This is a genomic window from Mesorhizobium sp. WSM3626, assembly GCF_000513935.1.
Classification (GTDB): Bacteria; Pseudomonadota; Alphaproteobacteria; order Rhizobiales; family Rhizobiaceae; genus Mesorhizobium; species Mesorhizobium salmacidum.
The window spans coordinates 44,078-63,341 of sequence record NZ_AZUY01000037.1 but is presented as its reverse complement, the minus strand read 5'-3'; the positions used below and the strand labels follow the sequence as shown (position 1 = coordinate 63,341).

Genomic DNA, 19,264 nt, shown 5'->3' with positions numbered 1-19,264 from the left:
CTATCAAGTGCGGTGGTCGACGAAACCGATTTCGTCGGTACCTTCCGACTGGAGCGGGCCGAGGACAAGCCTGCAATCGTCGACGTCTATTCCAACGTCATNGAGGATGACAATGGCAGAGCCTGCTTCCGGCTGGTGGCTCTGGTCGACGTCTCGGCCCATGGCGAGACCGAAGATGCGCGCTCGATCGAAGAGCGCGTTCGCGAGAAGGACACGCTGTTGCGGGAATTGCAGCACCGGGTGAAGAACAATCTGCAGATGATCACCGCCCTGATCCGCCTCGAAACGCGCAATGCGACCGAGCCGGACCGCAACCGCTTCGAAAGACTGGCCGGCCGCGTCGACGCCTGGCCATCCTTTATCAGACCCTGTCGGGCGAGGAGCACAAGGAAGAGGTCGATCTCGGCGTTTATCTCAGCCAGATCGCGTCCGCCGTAATGGCCTCGCATGCTGTCGAGGGCATCGCCTCGACATGAAAGTGGACACCTATCCGGTCTCGGTCAACGTTGCCATGCCCACTGGCTTGGTGGTCAACGAACTGCTGACCAATGACCAATGCGCTCAAGCATGCATTTCGCGGGCGCGACAGTGGGACGATCACCCTGCACAGCGTCGTAAACGGGGATGGCTGCCGCGTCGTCGTTGCCGATGATGGGATCGGGTTGCCGGACGGCGAAAGCTGGCCCAAGCGAGGCAAGCTCGGCGCGCTCATTGCACAGTCGCTGAGCGAGAACGCCAAGGCGGAGTTCCATGTGACCTCCAGCGCTGACGAAGGCACCCGGTCACAATCGTGTTCAAGCGCGCTGCCGCCGCGGCCTAGACTGGATACTGAAATGGCGCTTCACCCACGCTGGACCGGCCAGCCTGGCGTAACCTATCCGCAGCAAGGTTGCGAGCCGGCGGAAGGCTCGCAACAGGCCTTGGCTTTCCGCTCTTCCTCCAGCCCAGCATCCGCGCCTGCGGGGTTCGTGGGCGCTCCCGGTCCGCCAGGAAGCCGGGATAGAATTTGATGGTCTAACGTTGGACTTGGTCTCCTCCGCCAAAACCGGCGACAACGGGATGACCAAGACTGGGTTTCAAGGACGGCCCACTTCGACGCCCTGTGATGGCCCGGCAGGGTTCGTGCTTGGCGGCGGGTCGCACTGGGACGACACGATCGCAGCTCCCGCTCGGATCGCGTTTTCTCTCTATATCCGGGTCTTTCTCAACCGATATGCGACCAGAGATAGTCGGGACGGCAATCTTACATGCTGTTTCGGCTGGCGCTGTGCGGAGCGCTCATGATCTTCAGCCCCGCCGACCATCTCCAGGCCTACAGTCTGGTGGTCAGGGTCCTGATCTGGCTTGGGTCGTTCTGGTGGGGTCGCGAGCGGCTATCCGGGTTCCGGCGCAGAATTGCCCTTTTTCTTCGGCAATATCTCTTACGCCATCTATGTGCTTCACCGATGACGAATTACGGTTTAGCTGTTGCGCGCAACCTTCCGGATTAGGTGGCGGCGAAGCAATCGGATGTTGCGATTGTTCGCCTTATAGTACACGTCGAAGATCGATCCGAGAATGGGCACACTTCCCACCACAGTATCAAACAGCACGTTCCCCAGCATTCGGGCCACCAACAGGTTTCCGGCGCCGCACTTGCGGGCTCGCAGGACAATGTAGGCCGAGACCAACCCGGTTGCTGCATCCCCCAGTACTGGCACTAGGCCCACTAAGGCATCCAATCCAAACCGAATTGGCGTTCCCGGGAGGCGCCATCGTGAATCAAGCAGAACGGCCAACAAGTCGAGCTCAGCAATTGCATTCGCAGTCTGACGATCCACAATAGGCTGCTCGCTTGTCCATAGCTTGGCGGCTGGCCTTGCTCGCTTGATCCGATCTCCGCGATAGCGCACTGCCCCTTTCAAGTCCGCCTCCGCCATCTGATTAGCTTTGCGTCGGCCGGGAAGGCACGTCATCGAGCAGCGTCGGCTCGCCCGAGGCATTCGTTTGGTGATCAGCTGGCAGGTTGCCGTTTGGGGTCATCTGGTTAATGGCATCCGGCAGATCCCTCGTGATCCTCGCAATCAGCTCCTCGCGCGAAAGGCCAGTCTGCCTCGAAAGAGCTTCCAGCGTCTGCACGTCAATGGCCCTTTCCACCTCGTGAGGCTCGATCGGCTCGTTCGGCCCGGTGCCAACCCAAGAGTCCACTTTCGCGCCTGCACCTGCATTTCTAAAACGGTCGAGAAGATCGCCGAGCGCGGTGCCGGAAACGCCCTTGGACACCTGGTCCAAAATCCCACCTTGCGGATTGTTTGGATCGCGCTCTCCCGCCCCACGGATCATCTCTGCGATCTTGTCGCGGTTTTGATAAGCCAGGACTCCCAGCATAGCGATCGCAAGTCTTCCAAGATTTGCCACTCGTTCCTCCTCTGGTCTCGACTATGGAAAAGGTCGCGCGCTGCCAAAGGTTCCGCAATTGGCCAGCTATGATCTCAAGACGCTGCAGATCGATCCAGTTGTCCAGGGCATCGATTTGGTCGTGTCCGGTCACTCGCATGTGCCGAGGATGGAGACAGTGGATGGCGTGCTTTATTTGAATCCGGGCAGTGCTGGCCCACGACGGTTCAAGCTGCCCGTCACCCTTGCCACGGTCGACATTACTCGGGACAGCATACAGCTCTCGATGCGGAGCTTAGTAAGCGGCTGAACCAATTCAGCGCACACTTAATATACGTCCGCGCCTATATCCGACTGTCTCTTGGTGGATGCTGCGGACCGAAATTGATGTTGAAATTTCGGACGGAATTCTCTGCCTCTCGCGGCTCGTTCAAGAGGGCCGCCTAACTTCCCCCCGAGCCGGTGGCTCCATTCGCCTGCCGGGCGGACATCGTTCCACCGGGGTCCGCCCGTCCAAATTTCGCCTCCTCCCCGACCGCCTCCACCAGCTGCCTGAGAAAGTTCACCAGGGCAGTCTGCGGATCATCGACCTCGCCGACGACCGCCGAAATGCCCCAGTGTCCAAGCACCGCCTCCTCCACGGGGTTTCGGCTCGCCATGAAAATGAACGAGGGAGGACGATCTTTTTCATAGCCGGATCGATGCCAGGTTTGCCAAAGGCGGTGCAACAGCAACCGGATGTTCGGGTCGGAAAGGCTATAGCCTATGAAGAGGATCGTGCTGCCAAGTGCATCGGCACGAAACCGCACATCGAGTGGGGAATTAAAGGAAAGCCGATCGAGGTAGTCCGTTTCGGTCAGGACAAGCGACGAATCATCGTCGAAGTCGCCATGGAATTTCACGATGTGGGTGACCCCCTGCCGGGCTTGCGCTACATCGCGTGCATTGGCCACTTTGACGTATCGCTGACCGTATATTTCGAAAGCCAGTTCCAGGTTACGGTCGTAGTTCGTGGTATAGATAATGGGGAAATTGAGCATCACAATGAGGCGATGCAACTCCGATGTCTCAATGCGGTCCCTGGCGACCGACCAGTTTCTGTCCATCCAGCTGCGCAGTGGTCCGATGCTGCCGTGCCTTATCCGATAGTACTCGGCCAGAGTTTGAAAACGGTCGCGCCGCATCGAAAACTCCTCATCGATGCCAAGTTCTTTTGCCATCTGCTCGATCAGCTTTTCCCAGGACGGAAGCCCAACGCTGATCGACACACCCGCTCCGACAAACAGGATCGCGCTACCGCGGCCGATCGCTTTTGCCAGTGATGCGAGCCCATCGGTCATAGACAGGAGCCGATGCTGGATGAGGCGCTCCAAGCACTTGCAGCCGTGGCAGAACGCATTGACATTCTCTTTCGGATCACTGTCATCGTTCGTGACCAAACCAGCAGAGCGACGCTGTGTTCCCACGGTGCGGTCCGAAACTTGCGGTCGGGGCCGTCGCGTCTCGTCTGTTGGAGCAGGGCAGCCGTGCCTTGAGTAGTGGGGCGATTACGTCGCGCTGAAGGCACAACCCGGAAGCCAGCAGAGATGTGAGGTTCCGATCAGAGGATCGAGCTTGTCCGTGGCCGAGCACCTTGGCTGATTATTCCTGGGCAAAAATTCATAGCCATTAACAAATCTAAGTGCGGGCGAGTTCTGTTCCTGTACATTCGCGAGGAAAGGAGGCTGCTATGAGCCAAAAGCACCGCGATCTGGACTATCTCATCCAGCACTATATTGAGTGCAGGAGAGGCAAATCTTGGCCGCTTTCGGTATCGGCGGCCGTCGTCGCGATACGCACAGTTTTCCGGGGTTGCCTCGCTTCTGACTATGAACTGGCCACGCTCATTGCAAGAGCTGCGGTCAGCCGAGGCCAGATTGTCGATTTCGACCTCAATGAGCCTGCACAGGCGGCATAGCGCCAGCAGGACGCAGGTTACCTCGACAAATCCGCACGATGTGACAGAGAGTGAGGTGGCTCTTCGTGATGCGGATAGCTCGTCAAGAAGACCCCACGCCGCCCGTCACGCGAATACGAACAGGGTCTGTGCCAATTCGGTCAATAGCGCGGCTGCCCTGTTGCCGTGGCGCTCAGCAATTCAAGGCCGGCTGACCAAGTCAAAGGCAGTGGCAGGTCCTGACCAGCAAGAACACGCCCACTGCGTAAGGGATCAACAAAAGCACGACGGCCAACCAGTAGCCAGGCTGAGCCATCGCCGCCAAATCTGATCGAAGCTGCTCCATTGGCTATCCAACGCAGGGCAGTTTTGCTTGTTCCCTGGCTGCGATCATCAGAGTCCGGCGGTCAAGCCGGCCCTTCCGGTCACTGGCGCGCTGCAGAAGAGGAAAGATATGCTCTCACCAAGAGCGCTGAGGGCACCTGCATTGGCAGACCACTCAAAGGCAGGCCAGCCCCGGCTGCTTCGCGCGCCTACTGTCGCTCCACGCATCAGGAACAAAGCAGCTCCTTGTTCGTTCGGTGCCCAAGAGCGGATCAGCTCCCATGTAGATCAGCTCCCATGTAGAAGGTGTTTCGAGGAGCCATGGACCGTCGCCAGTTTCCCTTACCAGCTCTGTGCCTCTTGATCCTGACGATTGTCGGGCTGACACAAAACCCTGCGCGAGCCCAAGCGCCGTGTCCAGCCGACCACGAGAAGCTGCTCGCAGCCTTGAAGGCCAATGTCAAGGCAAGCGGGGGCCCGGCGAATGGCGGCTTCGAGACCAATGAATGGGCGGCCGTCGTCGCCCGCGACGGGACGGTCTGCGCCGTCGCCTTCAGTGGACCTGCCGTCGATGCGCAATGGCCGGGCAGCCGGCTCATCGCCGCCGAGAAGGCGAATACAGCCAATGGGCTCAGCTTGGCGAACATGGCGCTCTCGACCGCGAACCTCTATGCAGGGGTGCAGCCGGGTGGCCCGCTGTTCGGGCTGCAGGCCACCAACCCCGTCAACCAGGTGGCAGCCTATGCCGGCGATGCCAAGACTTTCGGTAGCGCCCAAGATCCGCTGCTAGGCAAGCCGATCGGCGGCATTGTCGTTTTTGGCGGAGGCCTGGCTCTATACGACGGCAAAACGATCGTCGGTGCACTTGGCGTCAGTGGCGATTCCTCCTGCGCCGACCACAATGTCGCCTGGCGCGTTCGCGCGGCGCTCGGCCTCGACAAAGTTCCGGCGGGCGTCAATCCCAATCGTAAGGATGCCATTATCTATGACCTCGATCCCGGTGGCAAAAGCGCCTCCGGGTGGGGCCACCCGCTTTGTGCCGGGCATGAGGCCGATGTCGCGGCCGAACTTGGTTCTGGCGTCGGAGGCTCGACGCCGAAATGAAGCGAACAGCCCAACCTGTCGCGCCCTGCGTTGTCGCGGTATGCGCCAACCGCTCGGCGGCACCGAGAAAACGTCTTGCGAGCATCTTTGCGACGCTGCTGCTGGCTTCCACTCCCTTACTGATGGCCGCTTCGGAAGCTCCGTCAACGCCGGCGATCTCGCCGCCGCCTTCCGCCGCGCCACCTGACGACGGGCAATGGACGATGCCCGCCAAGAACTACGCGTCGACCCGCTACAGCGAGCTCACGGAAATCAACGAAGGCAATGCCAAGGACCTGCAGGTGGCCTTCACCTTCTCGACTGGCGTCAATAAGGGCCAGGAAGCGGCGCCCTTGGTCGTCGGCGGCACGATGTACATCGTGAGTCCCTTCCCCAACATCGTCTACGCGCTCGATCTCACCAAGCCGGGTGCGCCGATGAAATGGAAGTTCGAACCCAATCCGGAACCCGCGGCGCAAGGCGTTGCCTGTTGCGATGTCGTCAATCGCGGCGCCGCTTTCGCGGACGGACGCATCTTCTTCAACACACTGGACGGGCACACCATAGCGCTCGACGCGAACACCGGTCAGCCGATCTGGAACGCCCATATCGGCAACATCAACATCGGCGAGACCATCACCATGGCGCCCTTGGTGGTGAAAGGCAAAGTGCTGGTCGGCAATTCAGGCGGCGAGATGGGCGTCCGCGGCTGGGTCAAGGCGCTCGACGCCGGCGACGGTCACGTCGTCTGGACGGCCTACGGTACCGGGCCGGACAAGGACGTGCTCATCGGCCCGGACTTCAAGCCGCATTACGACATGGACAAGGGCAAGGACCTTGGCGTCACGACATGGCCGCCGGAGGCCTGGAAGATCGGTGGCGGTAACATGTGGGGCTGGATTTCCTACGATCCGGATCTCAACCTGATCTTCCACGGCACCGGCAATCCTGGACCGTGGAACCCCGATCTGCGGCCCGGTGACAACAAATGGACGTCAGGCATCTTCGCCCGCGATCCCGATACCGGCGCGGCGAAATGGTTCTATCAGTGGAGCCCGCACGACCTCCACGACTATGATGGGATCAACGAGCAGGTCCTGCTCGACATGAACTGGCAGGGCAAGCCGCGCAAGGTGCTGGTCCGGCCTGAGCGCAACGGCTACCTCTACATCCTCGACCGGACCACGGGCGAAGTGCTGTCCGCGAAACCTTTCGGCCCTGTCAATTCCAGCAAGGGTGTCGATCTCAAGAGCGGCCGTCTGATCGAAAACCCGGACAAGAAGACCGGGACCGGCAAAGTCGTCCGCGACATCTGCCCAACCGCGTCGGGGCTCAAGGACTGGCAGCCTTCCGCCTTCTCGCCGAAGACCGGGCTGCTCTATATTCCGCATAACAATCTGTGCATGGACGAAGAAGGCGTCGAGGTGAACTACATCGCCGGCACCCCCTATGTCGGCATGAACGTGCGCATGATCCCTGGGCCCGGTGGCAACCGGGGCGCCTTCACCGCCTGGGACATCGCTGCGCAGAAGCCCGCCTGGAGCCTCAAGGAGAACTTCCCGGTGTGGAGCGGCGCGGTCGTGACGGCCGGCGATGTCGTCTTCTACGGGACAATGGAAGGTTGGTTCAAGGCGGTCAGCGCCAAGACTGGCGATCTGCTTTGGCAGTTCAAGACGGCGTCCGGCATCATTGGCCAGCCCATCACATATCGCGGTCCCGACGGACGTCAATATGTAGCGATCCTGTCGGGTGTCGGCGGCTGGGCCGGCGCGATCGTATCGGGCGATCTCGATCCGCGCGACGCCACCGCCGCGCTCGGTTTCGTCAACGCGATGAAGGACCTCAAGGAGGCCACAACGGCGGGAGGCACGCTTTATGTGTTCCGGCTGCCCTGAACACTTGGCCGCGCGCCTGGCGCTCGGCATGGCCGCGCTCGCCTTGCTGTTCTTGCCGGTGGGAGCCAATGCCCGTGAACTGAGGGTCTGCGCTGATCCGAACAACATGCCATTTTCCAACGCGGCCGGTCAGGGTTTCGAGAACAGGATCGTTGAGATCGTGGCCGCCGATCTCGGTGCCAAGCTGACCTACACCTGGTGGGCGCAGCGCCGCGGCTTCGTGCGCAACACGCTGAAAGCCGGCCTTTGCGATCTCGTACCAGGCACGCCCGCCAACCTCGAAATGCTGCGCACCACCACACCCTATTATCGCTCATCCTATGTTTTCGTCACCCGCCAGGACGGTCCGGATGTGGCGTCCTTCAACGATCCGCAACTGCGCGCTATGCGGATCGGCGTGCAACTCATCGGCGACGACGGGGCCAATTCGCCCCCCGTTCAGGCGCTTGGCCGCCGTGGCATCGTCGGGCACCTCGTCGGCTACCCGGTCTATGGCGACTACTCCGCACCCAACCCCCCAGCGCGCATCGTTGAAGCGGTGGCGACCGGCGAGATCGATCTTGCCGTCGTCTGGGGCCCGCTCGCCGGCTACTTCGCCCAGAAGCAGAAAGTGCCGCTGCGCATCACGCCGGTCACGCCTCGCATCGACGGACCGCAGTTGCCCATGATCTACGACATCTCGATGGGCGTTAGGCGCGAGGACGATGCGCTACGTGGCGATGTGAATAGCGCGCTGGCCAGGCACAAGGCCGAGATCGACGCATTGCTGTCGCAATATGGCGTGCCGCGGCTCGACGGCTCGGGGGGGCCAGTGCGATGAGGCCGGGCACCGCCATGCTCCTGTTTGCGCTCCTGACGCTTGCGGCATGCCAGCGCGAGGAGCGGGACACGCGCCCGCAAAATTCGCTCGGATCGGGCGAGCAGCCGACGCCTGTGACGACATTGGAACCCGGCGGACAGCGGGCTTCCGCCAGCGATAACAAGGCGGCGAGTTTCGAGGCCAACGCCTTCCACCTCAGCGAAGGCAAGCGGCTGTTCAGCTGGTTCAACTGTTCAGGCTGTCATGCCAATGGCGGCGGCGGCATGGGGCCGGCTTTGATGGACCAGAAGTGGCTTTACGGCAGCTCGATCGAAAGCATCCACGCTACGATCCGCGATGGTCGGCCAAAAGGCATGCCGAGCTTCCGCGACAAGATCCCCGATGACCAGATTTGGGAGCTTGCCGCCTTTGTCCGCTCGCTGAGCGGCAATGCGCCCTCGTCCGCCGCCCCGCAGCGCAATGACGACATGATGCCACATCCGTCGGAAAACCGCCTGCCCGATGCCGCCACACTGGGGAAATCACCGTGAAACGCCTTGCGTCGACCGGGTTCGGCACGGCCTGCGTCTTGTTTCTGCAGGGATGCTCGGGATGGCAATCAGCGCTCGATCCGAAAGGTCCCGCTGCCAGTGAGCTGGCATGGCTCATTTGGTTTTTCACCGCGCTTTGCGCAGTGATCTGGGTCCTGGTGATGATCGCGCTTGCCGCGCCGCTGTTGATGCGGCCTCGCACACGTTCCGAGCCGCTCGCGCTCGACGCGGGCGCCGACCATCGCAAGTTGCGGGTCATCGTGATCGCCGTCGGGCTGACTGCCGCGATCGTGGTCGGGCTGACCTTGCTGAGCTTCTTCGCCAACAGGACGCTGGCGGCGATCGGCTCGGACGCTGCGCTCACCATCCGCGTCACCGGCCACCAATGGTGGTGGGAGGTGCGCTACGAAGATGCCACGCCGAGCCGCATCCTGACCACGGCTAACGAGATCCACATTCCCGCCGGGGAGCCCGTGCGGCTTCTGCTGACCTCGACCGATGTTATCCACTCGTTCTGGATCCCGAGTTTGGCCGGCAAGCTCGACCTCATCCCCGGTCATATCAATGTACTTGATATCAGGGCCGACAAGCCCGGCGTCTATCGCGGCCAGTGCGCCGAGTTCTGCGGTGCGCAGCATGCTAATATGGGCACCTTTATCATCGCCGAGCCGCGGGCAAAGTTCGACGCCTGGTGGAACGACCAGTTGCAGCCGGCTGGGCCCCCGACGAACGGGGAGGCCAAAAATGGCGCGGACCTGTTCCTCAAGCGCCCCTGCGTGATGTGCCACAGGATCGGCGGCACTCCAGCGGGAGGAACCGTCGCGCCTGATCTCACGCATGTAGCCAGCCGGCAAACCATCGCTGCCGGTACCTTGATGATGAGCCGCGGCAATCTGGCGGCCTGGATAGCGGATCCGCAAGGCGTGAAGCCCGGCTCCCACATGCCGGTGGTGGAGCTCAACGGCGACGAACTCAACGCCATCGTCGCCTATCTCGAGGGTCTGAAATGAGCAGCGCGGATCTGACGAGCGAACGCGACCTGCCGCAACGGGAGACCGCCACCGAAGGCGACGTTGCTCCCGAGCATGACGGACCGCGTGATACCGGCATGGACGACGCCAGCCTGCACCGCTGGCTGGCGCGGGCATGGCGCACGCCGCCCGGCATCATCGGCGCTCTGTCGAGCGTCGATCACAAGGTGATCGCAAGGCGCTATCTGATCACGGCCTTCATCTTCCTATGCCTTGGCGGACTGAACGCGGTCGCCATGCGAATCCAACTCTCAGGGCCGCAGCGTGGGCTGATCGGGCCGGACCTCTACAACCAGCTGTTCACGATGCATGGCGTCACCATGATGTTCCTGTTCGCCGTGCCTATCGTGCAGGCAACGGGAATCTATCTGGTGCCGCTGATGGTCGGCACCCGCAACATCGCCTTCCCGCGGCTCAATGCATTCGGCTATTGGGTCTATCTTTCGGGCGGCGTCTTTGCCTGGGTTTCATTCCTCCTCAACATGGCACCGGACGTCGGCTGGTTCGCCTATGTGCCTTTGTCCGGTCCCGAATTCTCTCCCGGCAAGCGCGCCGATGTCTGGGCGCAAATGATCACCTATACCGAAGTGTCCTCGCTTGCGGTCGCCGTCGCCACCATCGTGACCGTGTTCAAGCAACGCGCACCCGGCATGTCGCTGGACAAGATACCGCTTTATGTGTGGGCACTGCTGGTCACTTCGTTCGTCGTGGTCTTCGCGATGCCGGCAGTCATGATCACCTCGACCTTCCTCATTCTCGACCGGCTTGTCGGAACCCACATTTTCAATCCGGCGGAGGGCGGCGACGCCCTGCTGTTCCAGCATCTGTTCTGGTTCTTCGGCCATCCCGAGGTCTACATCATCTTCCTGCCGGCGACAGGCATGGTCTCCTCGATCATTCCCGCTTTTGCCCGGCGACCGGCGTTCGGGCATCTCGGGCTGGTCCTGTCCTTGATCGCGGTCGGTTTCCTGTCGTTCGGCCTCTGGGTGCACCATATGTTTGCGACGGGATTGCCGAAGTTGGGGGCGAGCTTCTTCACGGCGTCCAGCATGCTGATCGCCATACCCAATGGCCTGCAGATCTTCTGCTGGCTGGCGACTTTGTGGGATGGCAGACCGGTGATCCGCACGCCGCTGCTGTTCGTCTTCGGCTTCTTCTTCATCTTCGTCATCGGCGGGCTCACCGGCGTCATGCTCGCCTCGGTGCCGCTCGACCTGCAGGTGCACGACACCTATTTCGTCGTCGCCCACTTCCATTACGTGCTGATCGGCGGATCGGTATTCCCGCTGCTGGGCGCGGCCTATTTCTGGTTCCCCAAGATCACCGGCCGCATGATGAGCGAACGTCTCGGACGCTGGCATTTCTGGCTGGCCTTCATCGGCTTCAACGTGGCTTTCTTCCCGATGCATCTGGTCGGCCTGTGGGGAATGCCGCGCCGGGTCTACACCTATCCGGCGGAGCTTGGCTGGGGCAACATCAACCTGCTCATCAGCGCCGGCGCGGTGCTGTTCTTCCTGAGCTTCGTGCTGTTCACTTTCAACCTCCTGCACGGCGTATTGAAAGGCGTACCGGCCGGGGACAATCCCTGGGATGCCGGCACCCTGGAATGGGCAACGTCCTCGCCGCCTCCAAGCTATAATTTCACACGCATCCCGATCGTGACAAACGTTGAGCCGCTGTGGGCCGAACGAGACGCGCTTCCCGTCGCAACCGGCCTGCGCGTCGACGTGCGCGAGTTGCTCATCTCGACGGTGGCGGAAGCCCATCCCGACATCCGCGAGAAATCGGCGACGCCGTCAATCTGGCCCCTGCTTGCGGCGATCGCCGTGGGCGGCACTTTCCTCTACTCGATCTTCACGCCGTGGGCGGTCGTGTGGGGCGCCGTGCCGATCGCGGTCACGCTGGTCGGCTGGTTCTGGCCCAAAGGCGATCCGGAGGACGAGGAATGAACCAGCGACCCGTCGCCGACCTTTCCGGGCTTCCCACCTTTGGACATGGTCCGCGCAGCCCGACCTGGTGGGGCACGCTCGGCTTCATGGCGCTGGAGGGGACGGGCTTCGCGCTGGCGGCCGGCGCCTATCTCTACCTGGCAATGTCGTGGCCCAACTGGCGTCTGAGCGCCCCGGAGCCTAACCATTGGCCGGGAACGATCGTCACCCTCCTGCTGATCGCCAGCCTGGTGCCGAACCACATTCTCAATCGCTACGCCGAGCGTTGCGCCATTGTACCGGTGCGGATCGGCATGGTGGTGATGTCGCTGTTCGGTCTCGCCCCGCTCGTGGTGCGCTGGTTCGAGTTCCCGGCGCTGAATATCTATTGGGACACGAACGCGTACGGCTCGATGCTTTGGGTGCTGCTTGGACTGCACACCACCCACCTGATCACCGATGTCGGCGACACGATCGTGCTGACGGTGCTGATGTTCACACGCCATGGCTACAGCGGCCGGCGCTTCGGCGACGTAGGCGATAATGTCTTCTACTGGGATTTCGTGGTGCTCACCTGGATCCCGATCTACCTGCTCATCTACTGGGTACCGAGGCTAGGCTGATGCGCGCGCTGCGATTGGGAACGTCCTGGGGTGGCCTTCTGTCGGGGCCCTCGGCTTGGGCAATTTCGACGCAGCTGAATTACGCGCTTGTTCCCTGGCAATGCAATCGCCAGGTCCCGGTCGTGCTGCCGATCGCACTGCTGCTTGCCTTGCTTTCGCTTCTCGGCGGCATGCTTTCTTGGCGGGCAAAGCGGCAGGGGGGCGCGGCTTTCAAACCGGAGCGCACGCGCAGCACCGAACAATTCGTCGCCGATCTCGGCATTCTTGCGGCTTTGCTTTTTGCCCTCGTCATCGTCATGCAGGGGAGCGCCGCGCTCATCCTTGACGAGTGCCTGCGATGAGCTTCGAGGCTTTCCTCTCAACATCGATCTGCTATGGCGCCGGCGCGCCCGAAGCGGGATGGACACTTGCGTTTCCCATCACGCTCCCTCTGGCCACAATCGCGCTGATCTATGCGATCGGAGCGAGCCGGCTGTGGCGCCGCAGCAGCCGGGGCCGCCCCGAGCGGACGCGACAAGCTCTGTTGTTCGCCGCCGGCTGGGGCTTTCTGACGGGAGCGCTGGTCAGCCCGATCCATGCGCTTGGCGAACGGGTGTTTGCCGCCCACATGATCGAGCATGAACTGCTGATGGCGGTGGCGGCGCCGCTCCTTGTCGCCGCCTGCCCCGGCGCAGCCTTGATATGGGCATTGCCGGCGGCATTCCGCCGAGGAACGGGAATGCTCACGCACGGGAAGTTTCTCCAGGCGGTCTGGGCCGTTGCCAGCCGTCCGCTCAACGCAACCGCCATCCACGGTATCGCGATCTGGATCTGGCACGTCCCCGTCCTGTTCGAGGCAGCGCTTCAGCAGGGCGTCCTGCACTATGCCCAGCATGCGAGCTTCCTCGGCACAGCCCTGCTGTTCTGGTGGGTGATTCTGCCGCGTTCCGGCCGCCAGCAGGCCTATGGCAGCGCGATCATGCATCTCTTCTTCACCTCGCTGCACACCGGTCTGCTTGGCGTGCTGCTGCTGTTGTCGCCCAAACTCTGGTATCCGCAGAATGCCGCTGGCGCGGCGCTCTGGGGACTGACCCCGATCGACGACCAGCAGCTCGCCGGCTTGGTGATGTGGGTTCCGGCTGGCCTGATCTATGGCGGAGCCGCCTTGCTGCTCGCCGGCCTTTGGATAAGCAAGAGCGGACTCAGGGAGGCCACCCATGGGCTCCGGCCTGGCTAAGATGACCGGCGGCGCGCTCGCCGCCATCCTGCTGCTGATCGCCGCCGTCGCCGGGGCGACCTTGTGGTCGGACCGGCGTGATCGTGTTCGCCACGAATCGGAGGTTGCGACCGGTGGCGTGGGCGCGCGCGCCATTCCGATCATGACCGCGAATGGCTGCTCGGGGTGCCATACAATCCCCGGCGTGCCGGGGGCACAAGGCCAGGTTGGTCCGAGCCTCGATTCCAGCCTTGCCGACCGGGTCTTTATCGGCGGGGTGCTGGCTAACAATCCGGAGAACCTGATCCGCTGGATACGAGAGGCCAGGGAGATCAATCCGCACACGGCGATGCCATCGACAAGGATTACGCAGCAGCAGGCGCGCGATATCGCCGCCTATCTTTATGCCCTCAGATGATTAGCCTTCGCCGCCGCGCCGGGACCACAAGCCACGACCGGGGTCATAGCCGACCACTGCCGCAAGGAAAAACCCGACGAGGCAAGCGAGAACGACGAGCGCCGAAACGGGATCGAAGCGCAGATAGAGGGCGAAGCGTATCAGCTCGACCGCCGAACTGAACGGGTTCCATGCGGCGATCATTGCCAGCACCGGCCCCGCCTCGGCGAGTCGCCATATCGGATAGAGAGCCGTCGAGGCGAAGAAGGTCGGGAAGATGACGAAGTTCATCACGCCGGCGAAGTTCTCCATCTGCGTCGAGATCGACGAAACCAGCAACCCAAACGCGCCGAGCATCAGGCCGGACAGGACGAGCGCCGGAAACATGGCCAGATAGCCTAGAACTGGGGGGCGCACGTCCCAATAGCGCGCGATCAGCAGGAACAGATAGACCAGCGGCAGACTGACGATGACGCTCGCAAGCAGCCGCGCGGCAAGCAGGTACCAGCGCGGAAGCGGTGCCGTCAGCAACAGGCGCATGCTGCCCATCTCGCGGTCGTAGACCATGGCCAGCGAACTTGCCATGGCATGGAAGAGCAGCATCATGGCCGCCAGTCCGGGGACGACATAGACTTCGTAGAGCACGTAGGTCTGGTAGGGCGGCGTGATCGACAGGCCAAGCACCGAGCGGAACCCGGCGGCGAAGATGGCGAGCCAGACCAACGGCCGTATGATCGCCGAGAGCAGCCGGCCGCGCTGCCGCAGCGTTCGCAACATCTCCCGGCGCAGTATGCCTGTAAGGGCCCGCAGCGCGTGACGCCTTTTCATGCCGCCTCCGTCAGCACATCGAAAGCATCGGCCATGCTGGCGACCGCAAGATCCGCCGCGACGCGGCCGGCCCCGCCAGCCCAACGCAGCCTGCCCTTATGCAGCACCACCAGGTCGTCGTCGGCCGACACCTCTTCCAGGAAATGCGTTGCCCAGAGAACGGCAATACCTCGTTCCCGGCAGAGCGCGCGCACATGCTGCTCGATCGCCCGGCGCCCAGGCACGTCGAGCCCGGTCGTCGGCTCGTCGAGCAGCAGGATGCGGGGCCGATGCATCAGGGCGCGCGCGATTTCGACACGTCGCCGCTGACCGCCCGAAAGTGAACGGACCGGCTCGTCGCACCGGTCAAGGACCTCCAGCCGTTCGAGTTCTTCGCGCAACCTCGTTTCGCAGATGCCGGCCGCCAGCCCGTGCAGGGCGCCGTGATAGCGCAGATTTTCGGCGGCGGTGAGATCGAGGTCGAGCGTCTGCTGCTGGAAGACAACACCCATCTGGGCAAGTGCGGCGGCCGGATCGGCCCGCATGGAGTGGCCGAACACATCGATCTGGCCGGATCGGGCATGATAGAGGCCGGTGACCAGCGAGAACAACGTCGTCTTGCCGGCGCCGTTGCGTCCGAGCAGTATGCACATTCTGCCTTCCGCGACCGAGAACGACACGGCTTCGAGAACCCGCCGCTGTCCGAAGCTGTGTCCGAGACCTTCGAGTGACAGCGCCTTCATGGGCCGATCACCACTCCCCAGGGGCCGCGTCCCACCGGCACCGACTTCACCACCGCCTCGTCTTCAAGATCGATGAACGAGATGTCCCCGGAATTGCCATTGGCGCTTACCAGGCGCTTCTGGTCATCCGACAGCGCCACATGCCACGGGCGCTGGCCGACGAGGTAAAGGCGGCGCACGGCCAGCGTCCTGGTATCGACTTCGGCAATCCGGTTGGCCGGACCAAGCGCCACATAGGCAGTGGCGCCGTCGCGCGTCATTTCGATGCCTACCGCCTGGACGCCCTCGCGGCGGATACCGGGAACCTCGAACTGGACCTTGCCAGCCTCAGCACGAGACGTGGTGTCGAAGACCGTCACGGTTCCGCGTATTTCGGAAGACACCCAAAGCTGCTTCCCATCCGGCGAGAACGACGCCGCGCGGGGACGGGTGTCGACCAGGAGGTTGTCTACGAGGTCGAGCGTGCCAGCGTCGATGAGGTGCACCATGCTGGTGGTCTCCGAGGTGCAGGCAACGTAATGGCCGTCGGCACTGACCGCCATACCCTCGGGTTCGACCCCGACGTCAACGGTACCGATCACCTTGGCGGACGCGATATCGACGACTGAGACCAGATTGTCATTCTCATTGGCGACGAACAGGCGTTTGCCGTCAGGATGCACGACAAAAAATTCCGGATCGACTCCTGAGGGGAGCTGGCCGGTCACCTGCCGTTTGGCGAGATCGACAATGTCGATCCGGTTGTCGTCGCCCACAGCCACGAAGAGCAGCTTCCTGTCGACCGAAAGCGCCATGCCGCGCGGGCGCCTTCCGACGTTGATGGCCGTGGAGAGGCTCATGCTGGCGCCCTCTACCACCGCCACTGTGTTGTCCTGCTCGTTCGATACGTAGATCGTCTCCGCTGCGGCAGGTCCGGCGATAATCAACACCGACAGCAGGATTGGGATCACGACCTGCATGCGCTCTCCTCGAGGTCGATGCCCAGCGTGTCGAGGGGCGTGCGCTGATGCAGGAAACCGGGTTGCGGTGAGCTGGAGACGAGCAGCCGCGGCCCCGCTATCAGGATGGGCTGCCGCATCTGGCCGTCCCATGACCGGAAGCTGAGCCCCTGCCCCTTGAAGCCGGCGAGAAGGAAGTCGTCACTGCGCAAATATGCCGTGATCGCCGAAGCATCGAGGCTGCGCAGGCGTGTTGCCGCTTCTCCGACGCTGCGCACGGCGAGCCAACCGGCGTAGTCGTAAGCCGTCATCCAGCGCCCGGCCTGCTTGCGGAACCGGTCTTGAAGTTGCGTTGCGCCCCATTCCTCGTTGACCGCGCTCCAGCCGGTCGCCACGATCCCCTGCGTTCCGGCGACCGGCCGTGGTAGCGCAGTTCGGCCCTCGAGATAGGCGCCGAACTCGTCCGCCTCGTCGGCGACGACCAGCACGTCGTAATCGCCGACCTGGGTGGCGGCCGGTATCTCGGTCTGAAGCGTGACATGTCCCGTGTCCGCACGACCATTGGCAGGCCGGAACGTCCAAGGCTTGTCGACGACGATCTCGGCGCCGAAGTGTGTCGCCGCGCGGCGCAATGCTGCAGCCAGCGCCTCGTCAGCAGGATGCGGGCCGACCAGCAGGAACCAGTGCTGCCAACGCTTCCAGATGAGATATTGCGCCAGGCCGTCGGCGAGCATGGCGCGACTTGGAACGGTATGCAGGAGGTTCTTGCGGCAGTGCTGCTGGCGGAGCGCATCGTCCGGCGCACGGCTGTTGAACAACAGCATCTTGTCTGCTCCGGGTGCTGCGAGAGCCTGGTTCAGCGTGGCCGCATCGAGGTCGGCCACGACGAAAGTGACGCCGCTCGCGGCAAGGCTGGCGATTGCTTCGGTGGGCGCTTCGCCTGGCTTCAGCACGCGTTCTTCGAGCTGGAAGTGCTGGCCGAGGAAGCGGCCGGTGCCGCCGTCATCGGCGATGCCCAGCCGAGCCCCCTGCAGGCCGTCATCGCTGACGGGCTGGTCAAGCGGTCCTAAAGGCAGGGGTGGCGTGCGCTCCTGGCCGATATAGCCGACCACCATGGTCTGCGGTGCGGCGGAGCCGGGGGCAGCGGCCAACAGGAGCAGCACGATCGCCAGCACCAGTCTCATTCCGCTCCGCCTGCCTGCAAGCTGGCCGGGCCACGCCGTGAAGCCGGTCCGCCACCCCGGGCAATCCCGACATCGCGCACGATAACTGCCGGCGAGCCTTCCAGAACGACGAAGCGGTCGGCCAGCGACGAGACCTGGGCCAAATTGTGCGTGACAATAAGCGCGATGGGCGGCCGGGTATTGAAAACTTCACGCAGCAGGAGGCTCATCGTGTTCGCCGTCGCCTCGTCGAGCGAAGCGAAAGGTTCGTCGAGCAGCAACAGGGCGGGCTCGACGGCAAGCGCGCGGGCGAGCGCCACGCGCCGGGCCATGCCTCCGGAGAGACGCTGCGGATATTCGTTTGCGTGATCCTCAAGGCCTACGGCGGCAACCCACCTCGATGCCTCCTGCTCCCGCCCGGGGCTCACGAGTTCGACATTGCGCAACACGGTCAGCCAAGGGAGCAGACGCGGTGTCTGGAACATCATCCCGACAGGAAGCGCGCGTCCGTCCACCACGCCGCGGAATTCGCGGTCGGTGCCTGCGACGATCGAGAGCAGCGTCGATTTGCCAACTCCCGAGGGCCCAGCGATCACACAGACCTGGCCGTGCGGCACATCGAGAGCGAAGTCCCGGAACACGGTCCTACCCTGGCGCTGGCCAGGAATAGCGAAGGTCTTCATCTCTATCCTGATGGTCAGCATCAACGCCGCCACACGCCAAGTCGGCGTTCCAGAGGCCCGAGCAGGCCGTACTCGATGGCCAGCATCACCACTCCGAAGCTTATGGCATAGGCCAGGATGTGGGACACGTCGAAGTTCTGGAAATAGATCTGCAGCTGGAATCCAATCCCGTTGGAGCGGCCAAGCAATTCGGCGAGCAGCACGATCTTCCAGGTCAATGCCAGTCCGTTGCGCAGGGTGACGAGGAAAAACGGTGCCAATTGCGGGAGTACGATGTAGCGCAGCGACCTCGTGCCGCTGAAACGATAGACCTCGGCCATTTCCGTGAGGTCCTTGTCCAGCCGGCTGGCGCCCTCGCGAATGGTCACTACCACATTGGGGATCTTGTTTAGCGCGACCGCGAACACAAGCGCGGTCTCGACCAGACCGAGCCAGACATAGATGAGGATGACGGTCACCAGCGCCGGCACGTTGAGCAGCAGAACGATCCATGGCTTCAACCAAAGATCAGCATCACGCGAGCGGCCGGCGGCATAGCCAAGCGCGGAGCCGACCACGATCGCGACGGAAAGGCTCACAATCACCCGCGTCAACGAGACGCCGAGGTGAAAAGCGAGTTCGCCCTGCAGCGCCTCTTGAAGGAGGACGGTGGTGACCTCAAAAGGGCTTGGCAACAGCCGGCTGGCCACCACCCATGCCGCCGCCTGCCAGATCAGAAGCATACCAAGCAGCGCCGCGACGCTCTGCCATCGCTGGGCATTGGCGGAAGCGGCCAAGCTGTTGCTCATGGAT

At 62.8% G+C, this 19,264-nt stretch carries 20 protein-coding genes and 2 pseudogenes; 13 read left to right on the top strand and 9 right to left on the bottom strand.

The window, feature by feature from the left end:
- Positions 1-820: pseudogene (locus tag M653_RS1000000134655) on the top strand (histidine kinase dimerization/phosphoacceptor domain -containing protein); the annotation flags it as partial.
- A gap of 640 nt (positions 821-1,460) precedes the next feature.
- Here the strand turns inward: M653_RS1000000134655 and M653_RS0122580 are convergent.
- Both M653_RS0122580 and M653_RS0122575 read right to left on the bottom strand, forming a co-directional pair.
- On the bottom strand, positions 1,461-1,919 hold the full coding sequence (locus tag M653_RS0122580; protein WP_027145381.1) for a DUF4112 domain-containing protein: 459 nt from the start codon (positions 1,917-1,919) through the stop codon (positions 1,461-1,463).
- A 4-nt stretch (positions 1,920-1,923) separates the two neighbouring features.
- Positions 1,924-2,397 carry a YidB family protein gene (locus M653_RS0122575; protein ID WP_027145380.1) on the bottom strand — a complete coding sequence of 158 codons (474 nt, stop codon included), beginning with the start codon at positions 2,395-2,397 and terminating at the stop codon, positions 1,924-1,926.
- 67 nt (positions 2,398-2,464) lie between these two features.
- Here M653_RS0122575 and M653_RS01000000133260 point away from each other — a divergent pair.
- A pseudogene (locus M653_RS01000000133260) lies at positions 2,465-2,686 on the top strand (metallophosphoesterase family protein); the annotation flags it as partial.
- Between the two features lie 133 nt (positions 2,687-2,819).
- Here M653_RS01000000133260 and M653_RS01000000133255 read toward each other — a convergent pair.
- Entirely contained in the window at positions 2,820-3,716 is an 897-nt protein-coding gene (locus tag M653_RS01000000133255) for an SIR2 family protein (RefSeq protein ID WP_032935799.1), read from the bottom strand.
- A 389-nt stretch (positions 3,717-4,105) separates the two neighbouring features.
- Here M653_RS01000000133255 and M653_RS0122560 point away from each other — a divergent pair, with 389 nt between their 5' ends.
- From M653_RS0122560 to M653_RS0122510, 11 genes are all read left to right on the top strand, one after another.
- A complete protein-coding gene (locus M653_RS0122560; RefSeq protein WP_027145379.1) occupies positions 4,106-4,333 on the top strand; it encodes a hypothetical protein in 228 nt (75 codons plus the stop codon).
- 624 nt (positions 4,334-4,957) lie between these two features.
- Entirely contained in the window at positions 4,958-5,740 is a 783-nt protein-coding gene (locus tag M653_RS0122555) for a heme-binding protein (protein WP_027145378.1), read from the top strand.
- 122 nt (positions 5,741-5,862) lie between these two features.
- Positions 5,863-7,614 carry a methanol/ethanol family PQQ-dependent dehydrogenase gene (locus M653_RS0122550; protein ID WP_280940116.1) on the top strand — a complete coding sequence of 584 codons (1,752 nt, stop codon included), beginning with the start codon at positions 5,863-5,865 and terminating at the stop codon, positions 7,612-7,614.
- 28 nt (positions 7,615-7,642) lie between these two features.
- Positions 7,643-8,434, top strand: a complete 792-nt coding sequence (locus M653_RS0122545) for a substrate-binding domain-containing protein (RefSeq protein WP_245262275.1) — start codon at positions 7,643-7,645, stop codon at positions 8,432-8,434.
- The gene (locus tag M653_RS0122540; RefSeq protein ID WP_027145375.1) at positions 8,431-8,964 is read left to right on the top strand and encodes a c-type cytochrome; all 534 of its coding nucleotides are present in this window, start codon (positions 8,431-8,433) and stop codon (positions 8,962-8,964) included. The genes M653_RS0122545 and M653_RS0122540 overlap by 4 nt, the downstream gene beginning before the upstream one ends.
- On the top strand, positions 8,961-9,974 hold the full coding sequence (coxB, locus tag M653_RS0122535; RefSeq protein WP_027145374.1) for a cytochrome c oxidase subunit II: 1,014 nt from the start codon (positions 8,961-8,963) through the stop codon (positions 9,972-9,974). Before M653_RS0122540 ends, coxB begins: the two co-directional genes overlap by 4 nt.
- Entirely contained in the window at positions 9,971-11,944 is a 1,974-nt protein-coding gene (gene ctaD / locus M653_RS0122530) for a cytochrome c oxidase subunit I (protein WP_027145373.1), read from the top strand. Before coxB ends, ctaD begins: the two co-directional genes overlap by 4 nt.
- On the top strand, positions 11,941-12,546 hold the full coding sequence (locus M653_RS0122525) for a cytochrome c oxidase subunit III (RefSeq protein ID WP_027145372.1): 606 nt from the start codon (positions 11,941-11,943) through the stop codon (positions 12,544-12,546). The genes ctaD and M653_RS0122525 overlap by 4 nt, the downstream gene beginning before the upstream one ends.
- Complete coding sequence (locus tag M653_RS0122520; RefSeq protein ID WP_027145371.1) at positions 12,546-12,887, top strand: hypothetical protein; 342 nt, start codon at positions 12,546-12,548, stop codon at positions 12,885-12,887. The genes M653_RS0122525 and M653_RS0122520 overlap by 1 nt, the downstream gene beginning before the upstream one ends.
- Entirely contained in the window at positions 12,884-13,762 is an 879-nt protein-coding gene (locus M653_RS0122515; RefSeq protein WP_027145370.1) for a cytochrome c oxidase assembly protein, read from the top strand. Before M653_RS0122520 ends, M653_RS0122515 begins: the two co-directional genes overlap by 4 nt.
- Positions 13,743-14,159 carry a c-type cytochrome gene (locus M653_RS0122510; RefSeq protein ID WP_051442773.1) on the top strand — a complete coding sequence of 139 codons (417 nt, stop codon included), beginning with the start codon at positions 13,743-13,745 and terminating at the stop codon, positions 14,157-14,159. The genes M653_RS0122515 and M653_RS0122510 overlap by 20 nt, the downstream gene beginning before the upstream one ends.
- Here the strand turns inward: M653_RS0122510 and M653_RS0122505 are convergent, their stop codons facing one another.
- The 6 genes from M653_RS0122505 to M653_RS0122480 are packed head-to-tail and all read right to left on the bottom strand — an operon-like array spanning position 14,160 to position 19,248.
- Positions 14,160-14,966, bottom strand: coding sequence for an ABC transporter permease (locus M653_RS0122505; protein WP_027145368.1), 807 nt, complete (start codon positions 14,964-14,966; stop codon positions 14,160-14,162).
- On the bottom strand, positions 14,963-15,688 hold the full coding sequence (locus M653_RS0122500) for an ATP-binding cassette domain-containing protein (RefSeq protein ID WP_027145367.1): 726 nt from the start codon (positions 15,686-15,688) through the stop codon (positions 14,963-14,965). Before M653_RS0122500 ends, M653_RS0122505 begins: the two co-directional genes overlap by 4 nt.
- Positions 15,685-16,647, bottom strand: coding sequence for a PQQ-dependent catabolism-associated beta-propeller protein (locus tag M653_RS0122495; protein WP_027145366.1), 963 nt, complete (start codon positions 16,645-16,647; stop codon positions 15,685-15,687). The genes M653_RS0122500 and M653_RS0122495 overlap by 4 nt, the downstream gene beginning before the upstream one ends.
- A complete protein-coding gene (locus M653_RS0122490; protein ID WP_027145365.1) occupies positions 16,635-17,810 on the bottom strand; it encodes an ABC transporter substrate-binding protein in 1,176 nt (391 codons plus the stop codon). Before M653_RS0122490 ends, M653_RS0122495 begins: the two co-directional genes overlap by 13 nt.
- The gene (locus tag M653_RS01000000133250; RefSeq protein ID WP_051442772.1) at positions 17,807-18,493 is read right to left on the bottom strand and encodes an ATP-binding cassette domain-containing protein; all 687 of its coding nucleotides are present in this window, start codon (positions 18,491-18,493) and stop codon (positions 17,807-17,809) included. The genes M653_RS0122490 and M653_RS01000000133250 overlap by 4 nt, the downstream gene beginning before the upstream one ends.
- Positions 18,493-19,248 (bottom strand): ABC transporter permease subunit, encoded by a 756-nt coding sequence (locus M653_RS0122480; RefSeq protein WP_027145364.1) that lies wholly within the window; start codon positions 19,246-19,248, stop codon positions 18,493-18,495. The genes M653_RS01000000133250 and M653_RS0122480 overlap by 1 nt, the downstream gene beginning before the upstream one ends.
- Between the last annotated feature and the right edge of the window lie 16 nt (positions 19,249-19,264).